This window comes from Flavobacterium sp., from assembly GCF_040379285.1.
In the GTDB taxonomy this organism is placed as follows: Bacteria; Bacteroidota; Bacteroidia; order Flavobacteriales; family Flavobacteriaceae; genus Flavobacterium.
The window spans coordinates 18,192-31,626 of the sequence record NZ_JBEILJ010000006.1 but is presented as its reverse complement, the minus strand read 5'-3'; the positions used below and the strand labels follow the sequence as shown (position 1 = coordinate 31,626).

The 13,435-nt window shown below is 40.7% G+C and carries 13 protein-coding genes; 6 read left to right on the top strand and 7 right to left on the bottom strand.

Going from position 1 to position 13,435, the window contains the following annotated elements; genetic code table 11:
- Positions 1-65: 65 nt before the first annotated feature.
- Positions 66-860: a DUF2797 domain-containing protein gene (locus ABWO12_RS02510; RefSeq protein ID WP_353086931.1), complete on the bottom strand. Its 795-nt coding sequence runs from the start codon at positions 858-860 to the stop codon at positions 66-68.
- 212 nt (positions 861-1,072) lie between these two features.
- Here ABWO12_RS02510 and ABWO12_RS02505 point away from each other — a divergent pair, with 212 nt between their 5' ends.
- The 3 genes from ABWO12_RS02505 to ABWO12_RS02495 all read left to right on the top strand — a co-directional run bounded on the left by ABWO12_RS02505 (position 1,073) and on the right by ABWO12_RS02495 (position 5,027).
- Positions 1,073-2,602, top strand: coding sequence for a GH3 auxin-responsive promoter family protein (locus ABWO12_RS02505; protein ID WP_353086930.1), 1,530 nt, complete (start codon positions 1,073-1,075; stop codon positions 2,600-2,602).
- Entirely contained in the window at positions 2,599-2,736 is a 138-nt protein-coding gene (locus ABWO12_RS02500) for a hypothetical protein (protein ID WP_353086928.1), read from the top strand. The genes ABWO12_RS02505 and ABWO12_RS02500 overlap by 4 nt, the downstream gene beginning before the upstream one ends.
- A 77-nt stretch (positions 2,737-2,813) precedes the next feature.
- A complete protein-coding gene (locus ABWO12_RS02495; RefSeq protein WP_353086926.1) occupies positions 2,814-5,027 on the top strand; it encodes a TonB-dependent receptor domain-containing protein in 2,214 nt (737 codons plus the stop codon).
- Positions 5,028-5,079: 52 nt separating this feature from the next.
- Here ABWO12_RS02495 and clpX read toward each other — a convergent pair whose 3' ends face one another.
- From clpX to ABWO12_RS02475, 4 genes are all read right to left on the bottom strand, one after another.
- Entirely contained in the window at positions 5,080-6,309 is a 1,230-nt protein-coding gene (gene clpX, locus ABWO12_RS02490; protein WP_353086924.1) for an ATP-dependent Clp protease ATP-binding subunit ClpX, read from the bottom strand.
- Between the two features lie 83 nt (positions 6,310-6,392).
- Positions 6,393-7,049 carry an ATP-dependent Clp endopeptidase proteolytic subunit ClpP gene (gene clpP, locus ABWO12_RS02485; RefSeq protein ID WP_353086922.1) on the bottom strand — a complete coding sequence of 219 codons (657 nt, stop codon included), beginning with the start codon at positions 7,047-7,049 and terminating at the stop codon, positions 6,393-6,395.
- Between the two features lie 330 nt (positions 7,050-7,379).
- Positions 7,380-8,714: a trigger factor gene (gene tig, locus ABWO12_RS02480; protein WP_353086920.1), complete on the bottom strand. Its 1,335-nt coding sequence runs from the start codon at positions 8,712-8,714 to the stop codon at positions 7,380-7,382.
- A gap of 94 nt (positions 8,715-8,808) precedes the next feature.
- The gene (locus ABWO12_RS02475; protein ID WP_073363414.1) at positions 8,809-9,156 is read right to left on the bottom strand and encodes a phage holin family protein; all 348 of its coding nucleotides are present in this window, start codon (positions 9,154-9,156) and stop codon (positions 8,809-8,811) included.
- A gap of 95 nt (positions 9,157-9,251) precedes the next feature.
- On the opposite strand from ABWO12_RS02475, the gene ABWO12_RS02470 reads away from it, so the two are divergent.
- Positions 9,252-10,145, top strand: coding sequence for a T9SS-dependent choice-of-anchor J family protein (locus ABWO12_RS02470; protein ID WP_353086918.1), 894 nt, complete (start codon positions 9,252-9,254; stop codon positions 10,143-10,145).
- A 65-nt stretch (positions 10,146-10,210) separates the two neighbouring features.
- Here ABWO12_RS02470 and ABWO12_RS02465 read toward each other — a convergent pair whose 3' ends face one another.
- Both ABWO12_RS02465 and ABWO12_RS02460 read right to left on the bottom strand, forming a co-directional pair.
- Complete coding sequence (locus tag ABWO12_RS02465) at positions 10,211-10,975, bottom strand: alpha/beta fold hydrolase (protein ID WP_353086916.1); 765 nt, start codon at positions 10,973-10,975, stop codon at positions 10,211-10,213.
- Between the two features lie 64 nt (positions 10,976-11,039).
- Positions 11,040-11,753 (bottom strand): pyridoxine 5'-phosphate synthase, encoded by a 714-nt coding sequence (locus ABWO12_RS02460; protein WP_353086914.1) that lies wholly within the window; start codon positions 11,751-11,753, stop codon positions 11,040-11,042.
- A gap of 92 nt (positions 11,754-11,845) precedes the next feature.
- Between ABWO12_RS02460 and ABWO12_RS02455 the strand changes: the two genes are divergently transcribed.
- Both ABWO12_RS02455 and ABWO12_RS02450 read left to right on the top strand, forming a co-directional pair.
- A complete protein-coding gene (locus ABWO12_RS02455; RefSeq protein WP_353086994.1) occupies positions 11,846-12,508 on the top strand; it encodes a CBS domain-containing protein in 663 nt (220 codons plus the stop codon).
- Between the two features lie 4 nt (positions 12,509-12,512).
- On the top strand, positions 12,513-13,397 hold the full coding sequence (locus ABWO12_RS02450) for an NAD kinase (protein ID WP_353086912.1): 885 nt from the start codon (positions 12,513-12,515) through the stop codon (positions 13,395-13,397).
- Positions 13,398-13,435 lie beyond the last annotated feature (38 nt).

Sequence of the window (13,435 nt, the reverse complement as noted above, 5' to 3'; positions counted from 1 at the left end):
GCGCATTTAATTTTATACAAACAAATTAGTTTAATACAACGGCCAAGATCACCTTGGTCGTTTTTTTATACTTCTATTTTTACCGCATAGCCTTCATAGGTGCGCACATTAAACACCGTTTGATCTTCAAAAATCAAATATTGCCCTTTAACACCTACCAGTTTTCCATCATAAAAAGGCGACTTGTCCAAATTAAGGCTTACCACTTTGGAAGGGTATTGTAGCACGGGATAGTGCAATTCCCATATCTTGTTGGCATTTAGATCAAAATAAGGACGCACTTCTTCTGGGAGTTTTTCGGCTAATGTGGTCAGCATGTGGGGCAAATCGGCGGCAGGTACTTCGTTTTTAAGCATCTTTTGCCAATTGGTTTTATCGGCGAAATACTGTTTCAACGCTACTTCGGTAATTCCTGCCAAATAGCGATTAGGCACCTCTACTATGGGAAGTGCTTGAACTGCTCCTTGATCAATCCAGCGTGTAGGTACTTGCGATTTGCGGGTAACACCCACTTTGACCTCACTCGAAAGGGCCAAATAAACAATGTGGGGTTGTAATTGGATTCGTTTTTCATACGCCAAATCCCGGTCTTCAATATCCAAATGGGCTGTACTCAATTCGGGCTTCATGATCCAATCGCCTGCCGATGGACTTTGCATAAAACAATCGTAACAAAATCCTTGTCTAAAAATTTTCTTGGCTTTCCCACAATGCAAACATTGGTAGCCCGTATGGTGTATTGCGAGAGGCTTGCCCAAAAGTTGGTTCATGTGTAAAAAACTGTTTTCAAAAACCAAATAATATTGAATGGGATCTTGAAATTCGGTTTGCATTTTGGTTAATACACCTTCGTAAGCCATTATGAATTGCTTTTAGATTATTTGTACGTAAAGATAAAAGAAGTACAATGTTTTGGGAATAAAATTTGTTCTTTTTCACCATTTCTTTGATCACAAAAGCATATTTTTTTGTACTTTTAACTAGCTATACAAATCACCTCATTGTGCCGGTTACCTAAAAATGAAATCGTTTTTGTCTCCGGCTAAAACACAGTGATTTAAAACCATTTTTTATGCCATTTCCCATTATCAATTCCATCGCCTCTTGGGTGTTGAAACAGCGAATTCACCAAATTGAGTTGTTTTTAAAATACCCCAATGAAGTTCAAGAAGATTTGTTATTGAACCTCATCCGGAATTGTGAGGAAACGGTGATTGGTAAAAAATATGATTTTGCATCGGTTAAAAGTTACCAAACCTTCATTGATCGGGTGCCGGTATCCAGCTATGAGGATTTGGAACCGATGATTGAAGAAACCCGCAAAGGGTATCAAAACATTTTTTGGCATTCTCCGATTAAGTGGTTTGCCAAATCGAGCGGAACGACTAATGCCAAAAGTAAATTTATCCCCGTAAGTAACGAAGCCTTAGAAGATTGTCATTTTAAAGGCAGTAAAGATTTATTGGCCATGTACTTGCATAATAATCCCGAATCGGAGTTGTTTTTGGGAAAAAGTTTACGCCTTGGAGGCAGTTCGCAAATCTATGCCAACAACAATACGTATTTTGGAGACCTGTCGGCGATTCTCATTGAAAACATGCCGCTTTGGGCCGAATTTAGTAGCACTCCAAGTAATAAAACTTCGTTGATGAGCGAATGGGAAACCAAATTGGCAGCCATCATCCAAGAAACCAAAAATGAAAATGTCACAAGTTTCGCCGGAGTTCCCTCGTGGATGCTTGTGTTGATTAACCGCATGTTGCACGAAGAAGGAAAAACGAATTTATTGGAACTTTGGCCCAATTTGGAAGTTTATTTTCACGGCGGGGTTAGTTTTGAACCGTATCGTGAACAATACCAAAAAATTATACCGAAAGCTGAATTTAAGTACTACGAAATTTACAATGCCAGCGAAGGTTTTTTTGCCATTCAAGATCAAAATTTTTCCAGTGATTTATTGTTGATGTTGGACTACGGTATTTTTTATGAATTCATCCCGATGGACACTTTTGGCACTTCGGAACAAAAAGTCGTTCGGTTGGCCGAGGTAGAACGCGATAAAAACTATGCCGTGGTTATCACTACCAACTCGGGCTTATGGCGCTATATGATTGGCGATACCGTACGTTTTACGTCACTGAATCCTTATCGAATTCGCGTTTCGGGTCGCACCAAACATTTCATCAATGTGTTTGGCGAAGAATTGATGGTGGAAAATACCGATCGCGCTTTGGCCGAAACCTGTAAACAGTTGCAATGTGAGATTAAAGATTATACCGTGGCTCCTATTTTTATGCAAGACAAAGAAAAGGGCGCCCATGAATGGATGATCGAATTTGCCCAAAAACCCGAGTCGATTGAGGCCTTTGCTAAGCTTTTGGACGAAACCTTGCAATCATTAAATTCTGATTACGAAGCCAAACGCTACAACAATATGACCTTAAACCCGTTGAAAGTGAATGTCGCCCGGGAGAATTTATTCTACGATTGGCTAAAAGAACGCAATAAATTGGGGGGACAAAACAAAATTCCACGATTATCCAACCAACGGGATTATTTGGAGCAACTTTTGGGATTACAACAAACACCACATTTCTTATGAGAAAAATAATGCTACTCGTTTTGGCAGTATGTTTTGCGGCCTGTGGTCCAAAACGGATGAAATGTTATGGCCGTCGTTGTGTGACCATTGACGTTCCATCGGCACCCTCCTCAAAGGCAAAACTTCCTTCATAACTTTTTTTGTGATTGCGGTGTAACAAATTTACGACACAAGAGTCTTAGTTGTCATCATCAATCAATCAATCACAATCATGAAATCAACTTATTTCACCCTACTGCTACTAGTAGGCTTTAGCTCCTTTGCGCAACAACCAAACAACCCCGAAAAAAGCCAAGCCAACGATTCGATCAAAAGCAATGTAACTACACTTGACGAGGTAACTATTGCGCAAAAACGTAAGTACATTAAAGTCGAATCCGATAAAACGACGGTCTCCATCAAAGATAACCCGATGTTAAGGAGCGGCAGTAGTTTGGATGCCATCAAAAAATTACCCGGTGTGATTACTTCGCCAACGGGAGAAATTTCGCTAAACGGTCGGGGCGTTCGTATTTTTATCGATGGAGCACCTACTTCTTTGGCGGGAACCGATTTGCAAAATTACCTGAGTTCACTGCCCGCCAATGCGATTGAAAAAGTAGAATTGATATACAATCCTGGCGCTTCTTATGATGCCAATGCGAGTGGTTCAATTATAAATATTGTGACCACTGCGAAACGCAAAGCGGGAATTAATGCGAGTTTTAATATCAATTACAACTTCAACAAATACCAAAAACCGAGTCCACAAGTGCTGGTGAACGGAAAATCAGGTAAATTGAGTTGGCAAACCATGACGGGGTATAACTATATTGAAGGAGAAAATCGCCGTCGTATCACCCAAACTTTTACTGCTTTTACGCCCGATAAATTTTTGGACCAGGAAAATTTTGGGGTCAATATTTACCGCAATTTCTATTTTCGCGGAGGAACGAATTACCGCTTTAATGAACGTTCTAACTTATTGTTCAATTACAATGTAAATGCGGCCAATGAGCGCAGTCGTTTCGAAAACAGCACGTTGGGAGACAACATCGATTACCGCAACGAGGGGTTGTCTAAAAAAAAAAGCTACAATCACGAATTGAGTTTGCAGTTTAAACAAAAATTAGACACGATTGGGTCTTCGTTTGATGTTACAGCCTATTCTAATTTCTTGGATCAAAAACCAATTTCGTCGGCATCGGCCTTTGATTTAGCCACGTCGAATACATTTTCTAATTCGAGTAATTCGGTTTTCCATTTAAACAATCATTATTTGAAGTACGATTTTGTCTTTCCTATTCCCGAATGGAAGTTGACCCTTTCAACGGGAGGTAAATACAATTATTTGTCGGTGGTTCAAAATGGAAACTACTTTTTAAATAGCGTGACCCCCAACGTGATCACCTTCGACTATCGCGAAGACAATTTGGCCTTTTATGTGGAAGCGCGCCAACAGTTTAAAAAATTGAGTCTGACCGCTGGTTTACGCTACGAAAACTTCCATATTGACCGTTTGACGAACACTTTAGCGCAGAAAGTAACGTTCACCAATCGAAATCTTTTCCCCAATGTAAGTGCCCTTTATGCCTTCACGGATCAATTGAATGTTTCGGCCTCGTATTCAAAAAAAATCAATCAACCGAATTATTTCTCACTGAATCCAAACAACAGTTCCAATTTTGACCAGTTCAATGCGTCGCAAGGAAATCCATTGTTGAATCCGACGTTCTTGGACAACTTTGAACTGAAATTTTCGGCCTTCCAATTTGTTCAATTAGGAGCCAATTATACCCTCAGCAAAGACAACAACTTGTTTGTTTTCAGCGCTGATCCCAATGCCACCACGCCCATTAGCAATGCTACTTTCCGCCAGTTTGAGGAGTTTAGAACCTTCAGTGCTTTTGCGAGTTTCCCCATTCCGTTGGATTACTTTTTTAAGGGAAAAGAGGAGTTTCAAAAACGCATGAACAACATGGACCAAATGAATTACATATTTGTGAATGTGAATTACATCAAGTCGGAGTTGCGCGGAGTTTCCCTGCCTTACGGAACAGAAGGTTTATTCAATTATGGCGCACAGGCACAAATTATTTTGCCTTGGGGCATAAAAAATGTGATGAATTATTTCATTTTACCGGGCAATGGGAACTGGGAAATATACCGCATTACCAAACCCATTCAGCAATTTGATATTTCCTTCCACAAGGAGTTTATGAATAAAAAATTAAAAGTGGGCCTCCATGCGATGGATGTATTCAATCAAAATACCATCAATGCTTTGGTGGCTGGAGAAAATTTGGACACCCGTTTCCGTGAGAAGATTGACTCGCGTGTATTCCGGATTTCGTTGACGTATAATTTTGGTAATCTAAAACTTCAGAAAGAAAACACCGATATTCAAACGGAGAAAGTAAATTCTGGAGGTGGCTTACTGAAATAAATTTGAGGTTAGTGTATAAAAAACCCGATCGGTGGATCGGGTTTTTTTTGCTTTAAGAAGCAATTTCTAATCGCTTCAGTAAATTTTTATTCAAAGCATGCTCGGCATAGGCTTGATCTATTTCTAGATTTCGCTCGTCGGAGCCAGGCAATTCGTACATGGCGTCGGTGAGAATGGCTTCACAGAGCGAGCGTAGGCCTCGGGCACCTAATTTGTATTCTAAAGCTTTTTCAACAATATAATCGAGTGCTTCATGGGTCACCGTTAAAGCCACGTGATCCATCGCAAACAATTTTTCATACTGTTTGATTAAGGCATTTTTTGGTTCGGTAAGAATGGCCCGTAAGGTTGCTTTATCGAGTGGATCCATGTGGGTTAAGACCGGTAAACGACCAATGATTTCGGGAATTAAACCAAAGTCTTTTAAATCTTTAGGGATAATGTATTGCAACAAATTATCTTTATCTACCGCTTCTTTCTTTTGGTTGCTGTACCCAACGGCTTGTCGATTTAAGCGTTTAGAAATCACGCGTTCGATACCGTCAAAAGCACCGCCTGCGATAAACAAGATATTTTGGGTATTGACCTCCACAAATTTTTGATCGGGGTGTTTTCGTCCGCCTTTGGGGGGAACGTTGACCACTGTACCTTCCAATAATTTGAGTAAGGCCTGTTGAACTCCTTCACCCGACACGTCGCGAGTGATGGAAGGATTGTCGCTTTTTCGTGCAATTTTATCAATTTCGTCAATGAAAACAATCCCGCGCTCGGCTTTGGTCACATCGTAGTCGGCGGCTTGAAGCAACCGCGTGAGTATACTTTCAACGTCTTCCCCTACGTACCCAGCTTCTGTCAATACGGTAGCATCAACAATCGCTAGAGGCACATCCAACATACGGGCAATGGTTTTGGCCACTAAGGTTTTCCCTGTACCCGTTTGGCCGACCATGATAATGTTGGATTTTTCGATTTCCACTTCATCGGCGGCGTGGGGTTGCATTAACCGTTTGTAGTGGTTGTAGACCGCTACGGAAAGTACTTTTTTGGTTTGTTCCTGACCAATGACATATTGATCTAAAAAGGAACGAATTTCTTTGGGGTGTTTCAACACCAAATCGGCTGCCGATTTGGCACTTGCTCCAGTGCGAATTTCCTCCAAAACGATACCGTGGGCTTGCTCGATACAGCGGTCGCAAATATGCGCGCTAATCCCAGCAATCAACAAATTCGTTTCGGGTTTTTTACGTCCGCAAAAAGAACATTCTAAAACTTCTTTAGCCATAAGTAAGCTGCTGAGCTGCTTAGAAACTGTACCCGTGAGCGGTTGAGGCTTTGTGGCTCAGTTTCTGAGTAGCTTGTTAAAAATTATCTGCGTAATACTTCGTCGATCATACCGTATTCTTTGGCCTCATCGGCAATCATCCAGTAGTCACGTTCGGAGTCTTTGTATACTTTGTCAAACGATTGTCCCGAATGATTGGCGATAATTTGGTACAATTCGTCTTTTAATTTCAACATTTCTTTCAAGTTGATTTCCATATCGGTGGCTACGCCTTGCGCTCCGCCTGAAGGTTGGTGAATCATGACACGAGAATGCGGTAAGGCCGAGCGTTTTCCTTCGGCACCGGCACACAATAATACGGCTCCCATAGACGCAGCCATACCCGTACAAATGGTGGCCACATCGGGTTTGACGTATTGCATGGTGTCGTAAATTCCAAGGCCTGCATATACGCTACCGCCTGGCGAGTTGATATAGATTTGAATGTCTTTGGAAGCATCGACGCTTTCCAAGAAGAGCAATTGCGCTTGGATAATGTTGGCCACATAATCATCAACGCCTGTGCCCAAAAAGATGATGCGGTCCATCATCAAACGAGAGAACACATCGAGTTGCGAAACGTTTAATTGACGTTCTTCAATAATATAGGGTGTCATTCCAGCTACGATTTTGTCGTAGTAAAGGCTGTTGACCCCGTGCTTTTTCGTCGCAAATTTTTTAAATTCTTTTCCGAAATTCATAGGTTGTGATGAAATGAATTAATATTCTTTTTTACTAGATGCGAAAAGGAGTGCAAAGGTTGTACCGCTTTTCATAGAAATGCCAAAGTGACGGTTTTAGGGAATTGCAGCCCGGATTGCCGTGGAGGTCACCGGAAGTGGCGGTCGTGTGATTGTGGGAACCGCAGTGCGACCGAAGGAAGCGCCTGAGGAGCCAAACAAGAACCGAGCGGCACAACGGTACCGAAACAAAAGCTGGAAATGCTGCTCAAAAAACCGTAAGAACGTATTTTAAAAAAAGCGTCAAAATCGAGGAGACTTTGACGCTCAAATATAGCAATATTATTTGAATTAGTGTTTCAACTCGCCGTACATCGCTTTCACGAAGTCTTCGTAGTTCACCTCTTTGGTTTTGGCTTTCACGCTGTTTTTGAACAAATCCAACATTTTTTGGTTCATCACTTGTTCAGACAAGCGACGTACCTCATCTTGGTTGGACATGACGCGGGCCACGATGCCTTGCACATCCTCGTCGGAAGGATCCATTTGGCCGAATTGTGCCATTTGTTGCTTGATCAAACCAGAGGTGTAGTCTTTCAATTCGTCGAAGGTAATTTGAAGGTTGTTGTCCTTCATGATTTTACTTTCGATCAATTGGTAACGCAATCCTTTTTCAGAGCGCTCGTATTCGGTGGCTGCTTCTTCGGCAGAGATTGGGTTTTCACCGGTGGTTTGAATCCATTTTTTCAAGAATTCAGCGGGTAAATCGAATTTGATTGATTCTACTAAGAACTCAGTCACATCGTTCAAGAACTTTTGGTCGGCTTGTTGGGCGAATTGACGCTCGGCATCTTCTTTGATTTTCGCTTTCAGTTCGTCTACTGAAGTCACGGCTTTGGGTTCGAACAATCGATCAAACAATTCTTGATCCAAGGTAGCGGGCTCATAACCGATTACTTCATCAATGGTAAAAGTAACTTCAATATCCAAAGCGTGTACGTCATCGTGACTGATGTTGAGTACGTCCATTAATTTGTGATCGTCGTTGAAAAGGCCTTTGGTTTTTAAAGTTATTACATCGCCTACTTTTTTACCCAAAATTGCTTTTACTGCTTTTTTGTCGGCTAGGACTTCCAAATCGAGTGTTGTGCGGTTGTTTATGCCGCGCTCTTCGTTGGCGAAGATACCCGCTACATCGTTTCCTTCTTCCACTTTATCTTTGGCAATTACTTTTCCGTATTGTTTTTGGATGCGTGCGATTTGACCGTTTAGCATGGTATCGTCAGCTACTACATTGTATTTTACAACGCTCGTTTTTGCTCCTAAATCAATGGAGAATTCGGGCGCAAGACCCAATTCGAATTCAAATTTAAAATCGTCAGTATCCCAATTGAAATCTTCCGTAACTTTTGGTAGTGGGTTTCCAAGAATGTCTAATTTTTCTTCAACCAAGTAATTGTTTAGACTTTCTTGCAACAATTTATTCACTTCGTCCAACAATACTGCTTTTCCGTATTGTTTTTGAATTAAAGTCATTGGCACAGCCCCTTTGCGGAATCCGGGGATGCTTGCATTTTTGCGGTAGTTGGTTAACACTTCCTGTACTTTGTCTGCATAATCGCTTTTGTTCACTTCTACAGTCACTACTGCATTCAAAGCGTCCACATTATTTCTTGTAATATTCATGAGATGGAACTAATTTTTAGTATATAAAATCGGGTTGCAAAAGTATAATTTTTCTGCAACCCGTCCAAGTTTTATTCTATTGATTTTTAAAGTCTTATTTTTTGAGTTCGGTCAACCTGTAAACAAGTGACTGCGAGAGTGAAAGCACTATACTAAAAAGCATGGCCCAACCGATATTTTTTACATCAAATCCGTCGACAAAATAATCGCAAAGCATAATCATCATTCCGTTGATAACGAGCAAAAATAGCCCTAAACTAAACACGGTTATCGGCAAGGTAAAAAGCACGAAAATGGGTTTTACAAAAAGATTCAATACCCCTAAAACCAGTGCTACCGTTAAGGCTGTCGTAAAGGCATCGACTACAATTCCCTTCAAAAAATAAGGGATAATCATCACTAACAAAGCGGTAACTAACACACGCACAAGAAGTTTTTTCATAAAATTAGCACTTAATTATTGGGTTTAAAGATAAAAAAATTGTGGGAAATAATTAATTTACTTAAGTTTGCCTTGTAATTAATAAATTTACATACATGAAAAAACTATTACTTTCTTTAACATTGTTGGCTGGTTCAATGGCATCAGCACAAATTTTCCAAGAGAATTGGGACGGTAACGGTCCTGGAATTAGCAACTGGACTCTTTACAACCTTGACAACAGAACTCCCGTGGGACCTGACGGAACAAGTGGTGAACCGCTATCTTTCCTCGTTCAGGATGCTTGGACAGTATTATCACTTGCTGATATTCAAGGTGCTAATCCAGATTATGCAGGTTACCCAACGGCCGCTACAGGAATGAATGGCAACATCATTGCAAGTAATTCTTGGTATGATCCTGTTGGTGTTGCTAACGACTGGCTTGTATCGCCTTTGATCACTGTACCAGCTGGAACCACTGGTTTAAATCTTAATTGGGCTGCGGTTAGCTTGGGAAATACTAGCTTCTTAGAAGACTACCGCGTTTTGATTTCTCCCACTGGTGGAAGTGCTGTGGCTGATTTTACTACATTATTGCTTGACGTCAACAACGAGTTGAATACAGGTAATTACAGAGTAGTGCCTCTTCCAGCAAGTTTAGCAGGAACGTCTTTCCGTATTGCTTTCCAAAATGACGGAAATGACCAGTATGTAATGTTCTTAGACAACATCACTGTTACTGGAACATTATCTAACAGTGAGTTCTTAGCAAACAAATTCAATTTGTATCCAAATCCATCAAACAGCATCGTGAACATCTCTTCAGATGACGCTATTTTGATTGATAAAGTTGAGATCACTGACATCAATGGAAGAATTGTGAAATCTTTCAACGCTGAAGCAACATCGTCTACTTCAATCAACGTAAGTGACTTAAATGCAGGTGTTTATTTCTTAAACATTTCTTCTGCTGAAGGTTTAGCAGTAAAAAAATTAATCAAGAACTAATTTTTTTGATGATAAACAAAAAGGCTTCCCTGCGGAAGCCTTTTTTTATACAGTAAATTACCCTTCTATGTTTGCAAAAAACGTGCGGTAAGCTCAAAGAAGGCTTTTGGGTTTTCTGCATGAAGCCAATGCCCGACATTGGGAATCGTATCTAACACAGCTTGCGGGAAATGACGTTGGATACCTTCCCAATCGGATTCTACGATGTAGCGCGAATTTCCACCTCGTAAAAATAAGGTTGGATTATTAAAAACAGTGTGCTCGGGCAAAGCGGCACCTACCTCTTCAATTTTCTCATTGAAAACTTTTAAATTGAAACGAAAATCAAGCTGCCCAGGGGTTTTCCAGTATAAATTTTTCATCAAAAATTGGCGCGTACCAAAATCAGGGATAAAGGGAAACAGCATTTCTTCTACTTGGGTTCGATCGGGTTGAAGGGAAAAATCCACAGCATTGAGTCCGGCCAAAATATCTTGATGATGCGGCGGATAATATTTGGGTCCGATATCGGCTACAATTAATTTTCGCACCCGATCTGGATGACGAACAGCCAACAACATGGCAATCTTTCCTCCCATGGAATGTCCGATTATGTCTAATTGTTTTAATTGATGTTCGTTGGCGTATGCTATCACATCTTGCATCATCACTTCATAATTGAACGCGTCAGCATGGAAACTTTTGCCATGGTTTCGTAAATCGAGCAAATGGACTTGATACCCCAGCGATGCATATTGAGGAGCAAACGACTTCCAATTGTCTGACATTCCCATGAAACCATGAATAATAATTAAGGGTTTGCCTTCACCTTCAATCCTGGAGAACAACATGTTTTTAGAATTATGAGTTATGAATTATGAGTTATGAATTATGAGTTATGAACTGAAAATAGTATTACTTCAATTTTTGAAGGTACATATTCACTACATTATCTAGACCAAAATACAAGGCTTCTGATATTAATGCGTGCCCAATGGAAACCTCTAAAAGTCCGGGGATATTTTGCTTAAAAAACCGAATGTTCTCCAAACTTAAATCGTGTCCTGCATTCACCCCCAATTCCAAATCTACAGCTCGTTGCGCTGCCGCTGCATAAGGAGCAATGGCATTTTTATTCCCCAAAGCGTATTGGTGCGCAAAATTTTCGGTATACAATTCAATCCGATCTGTACCCGTGGCTTTGGCGCCTTCAATCATTTTTACATCGGGATCTACAAAAATTGAAGTACGAATTCCTTGTGCTTTAAAAACAGCAATCACTTCTTGTAAATACGATTGATGGCGCACGGTATCCCAACCGGCTGAGGAAGTAATTGCACCAATGGCATCGGGCACTAAGGTTACTTGCTCGGGGCGACATTCGAGTACTAAATCAATAAAATTATGTTGGGGATTCCCTTCGATATTAAATTCAGTAGTGACTACACCGCGTAAATCACGGGCATCTTGATAGCGAATATGCCGCTCATCGGGTCTTGGATGAATGGTTATTCCTTGTGCGCCAAAACGCTGAATGGCAACAGCTGCTTCAACAACATTGGGGACATTTCCGCCTCGTGCATTTCGCAACGTAGCAATTTTATTGATATTGACACTTAGTTTTGTCATGTGAATTGTGGATTAATTATGCAAAAATACAAGTTAAAATCGGCACACCCGAACGAAAAAATTGATTATTTTGCATGAAATATCCTTTCCGCATGACTGCCATCAATGATTACATAACCAACGACAAAGGTGCTTTAGACAGTTTACAAACCGTTGCTGACGCGCAAGACTTTTTTTTGGAAGTTCCTTTTTCCAATTTCCCTGTGCTCCAGGAAGGGATTTACATTGGCTGTATTGCTGCCGACGATGTTGAGACGTTTGACATGGACAAGCCGCTCTCGGACTACCGTTATGTTTTGGAAGGATTTTTTGCCCGTAAAAGCATGATGTGGTTGGATGTTTTGGAAGTTTTTGCAAAAAATCACACCAATATTGTCCCCGTATTGGACGATGAAAACAACCATTATTTAGGGTATTATGAATTGGAGGATATTATCAAATTTTTCCATGAAACGCCTTTTCTAAAAGAACAAGGGGGAATCATTGTGGTACAAAAAGGCTTGAATGATTATGCGATGAGTCAGATCGCTCAAATTGTAGAAAGCAATAATGCGAAAATGCTGGGGGCTTTCATCTCGGATGTTGTTGGTGATCAAGTGGAAATCACAGTCAAAATTGCCATCGGCCCTATGAATGACATTATTCAAACGTTCAGACGTTATAACTACACGATTGTTTCTGAACATCACGATGATATGTTTTTAAATAATTTGAAAGAACGCTCTGAGTATTTGGATCGCTTTCTGAACATCTAATTTTATGAGAATCGCCATCTTTGGACAGTATTACCAAAATGACACCCGTCCTATCATTCGTGATATTTTCCTTTTTTTGAATGAAAATCAAGTTGATTTGGTCATTGAGGCCGATTTTCTAAAGATTTTATACGAACATGAATTGCTCAAAAAATCGTATAAAACGTTCTCGTCATATGAAGATTTAAAATCGGGTTTTGACTTAATGATAAGTATCGGCGGGGACGGAACAATTTTGCGTGCCGTCACATTTGTCCGTGATTTGGGCATTCCAATTTTAGGTATTAACGCGGGTCGCTTGGGATTTTTGGCCAAGGTTCAAAAAGAAAATATCAACGCTTTTTTACAATTGGTATTGGAACGGCGCTATACCATTTCTGAACGCACCTTGTTGGAACTTCAAATTACACCAGACGAAAGCGTATTCCCCGCGCTTAATTTCGCCATGAACGAGGTGACGGTGAGCCGAAAAGACACGACTTCGATGATTACCATTGAGACCCATTTGGACAATGAATATCTCACATCCTATTGGGCCGACGGACTCATTGTGGCCACGCCTACGGGAACGACCGGATATTCGTTGAGTTGCGGAGGGCCCGTACTGACGCCCGATGCCAAATGCTGGGTGATTACCCCTATTGCGCCCCACAACCTCAATGCACGACCCTTAGTCATTCCTGACCATACCACCATTCGCTTACGGGTTTCGGGAAGGGAAGATCAATTTTTAGTATCCTTAGATTCCCGTTTGATTACACTGACTAAAGAACATGTGCTAACCATACGGAAAAATGATTTTAGCATTAAAATGGTCGAAATTCAGGAGGAAAGTTTTTTAAAAACCCTACGCAACAAACTCCTTTGGGGAGAAGATAAACGAAATTAACATCTTTATTACACTACACTCTTTTTTTTGTCGTTAAA

Coding starts and splice junctions, on each gene's coding strand:
- ABWO12_RS02465 (WP_353086916.1), bottom strand. CDS start 10,975: ATGTTGTTCTCCAGGATTGAAGGTGAAGGCAAACCCTTAATTATTATT.
- clpP (WP_353086922.1), bottom strand. CDS start 7,049: ATGAATTTCGGAAAAGAATTTAAAAAATTTGCGACGAAAAAGCACGGG.
- ABWO12_RS02510 (WP_353086931.1), bottom strand. CDS start 860: ATGGCTTACGAAGGTGTATTAACCAAAATGCAAACCGAATTTCAAGAT.
- ABWO12_RS02500 (WP_353086928.1), top strand. CDS start 2,599: ATGAGAAAAATAATGCTACTCGTTTTGGCAGTATGTTTTGCGGCCTGT.
- ABWO12_RS02495 (WP_353086926.1), top strand. CDS start 2,814: ATGAAATCAACTTATTTCACCCTACTGCTACTAGTAGGCTTTAGCTCC.
- ABWO12_RS02460 (WP_353086914.1), bottom strand. CDS start 11,753: ATGACAAAACTAAGTGTCAATATCAATAAAATTGCTACGTTGCGAAAT.
- ABWO12_RS02450 (WP_353086912.1), top strand. CDS start 12,513: ATGAGAATCGCCATCTTTGGACAGTATTACCAAAATGACACCCGTCCT.
- ABWO12_RS02470 (WP_353086918.1), top strand. CDS start 9,252: ATGAAAAAACTATTACTTTCTTTAACATTGTTGGCTGGTTCAATGGCA.
- ABWO12_RS02505 (WP_353086930.1), top strand. CDS start 1,073: ATGCCATTTCCCATTATCAATTCCATCGCCTCTTGGGTGTTGAAACAG.
- tig (WP_353086920.1), bottom strand. CDS start 8,714: ATGAATATTACAAGAAATAATGTGGACGCTTTGAATGCAGTAGTGACT.
- ABWO12_RS02455 (WP_353086994.1), top strand. CDS start 11,846: ATGACTGCCATCAATGATTACATAACCAACGACAAAGGTGCTTTAGAC.
- clpX (WP_353086924.1), bottom strand. CDS start 6,309: ATGGCTAAAGAAGTTTTAGAATGTTCTTTTTGCGGACGTAAAAAACCC.
- ABWO12_RS02475 (WP_073363414.1), bottom strand. CDS start 9,156: ATGAAAAAACTTCTTGTGCGTGTGTTAGTTACCGCTTTGTTAGTGATG.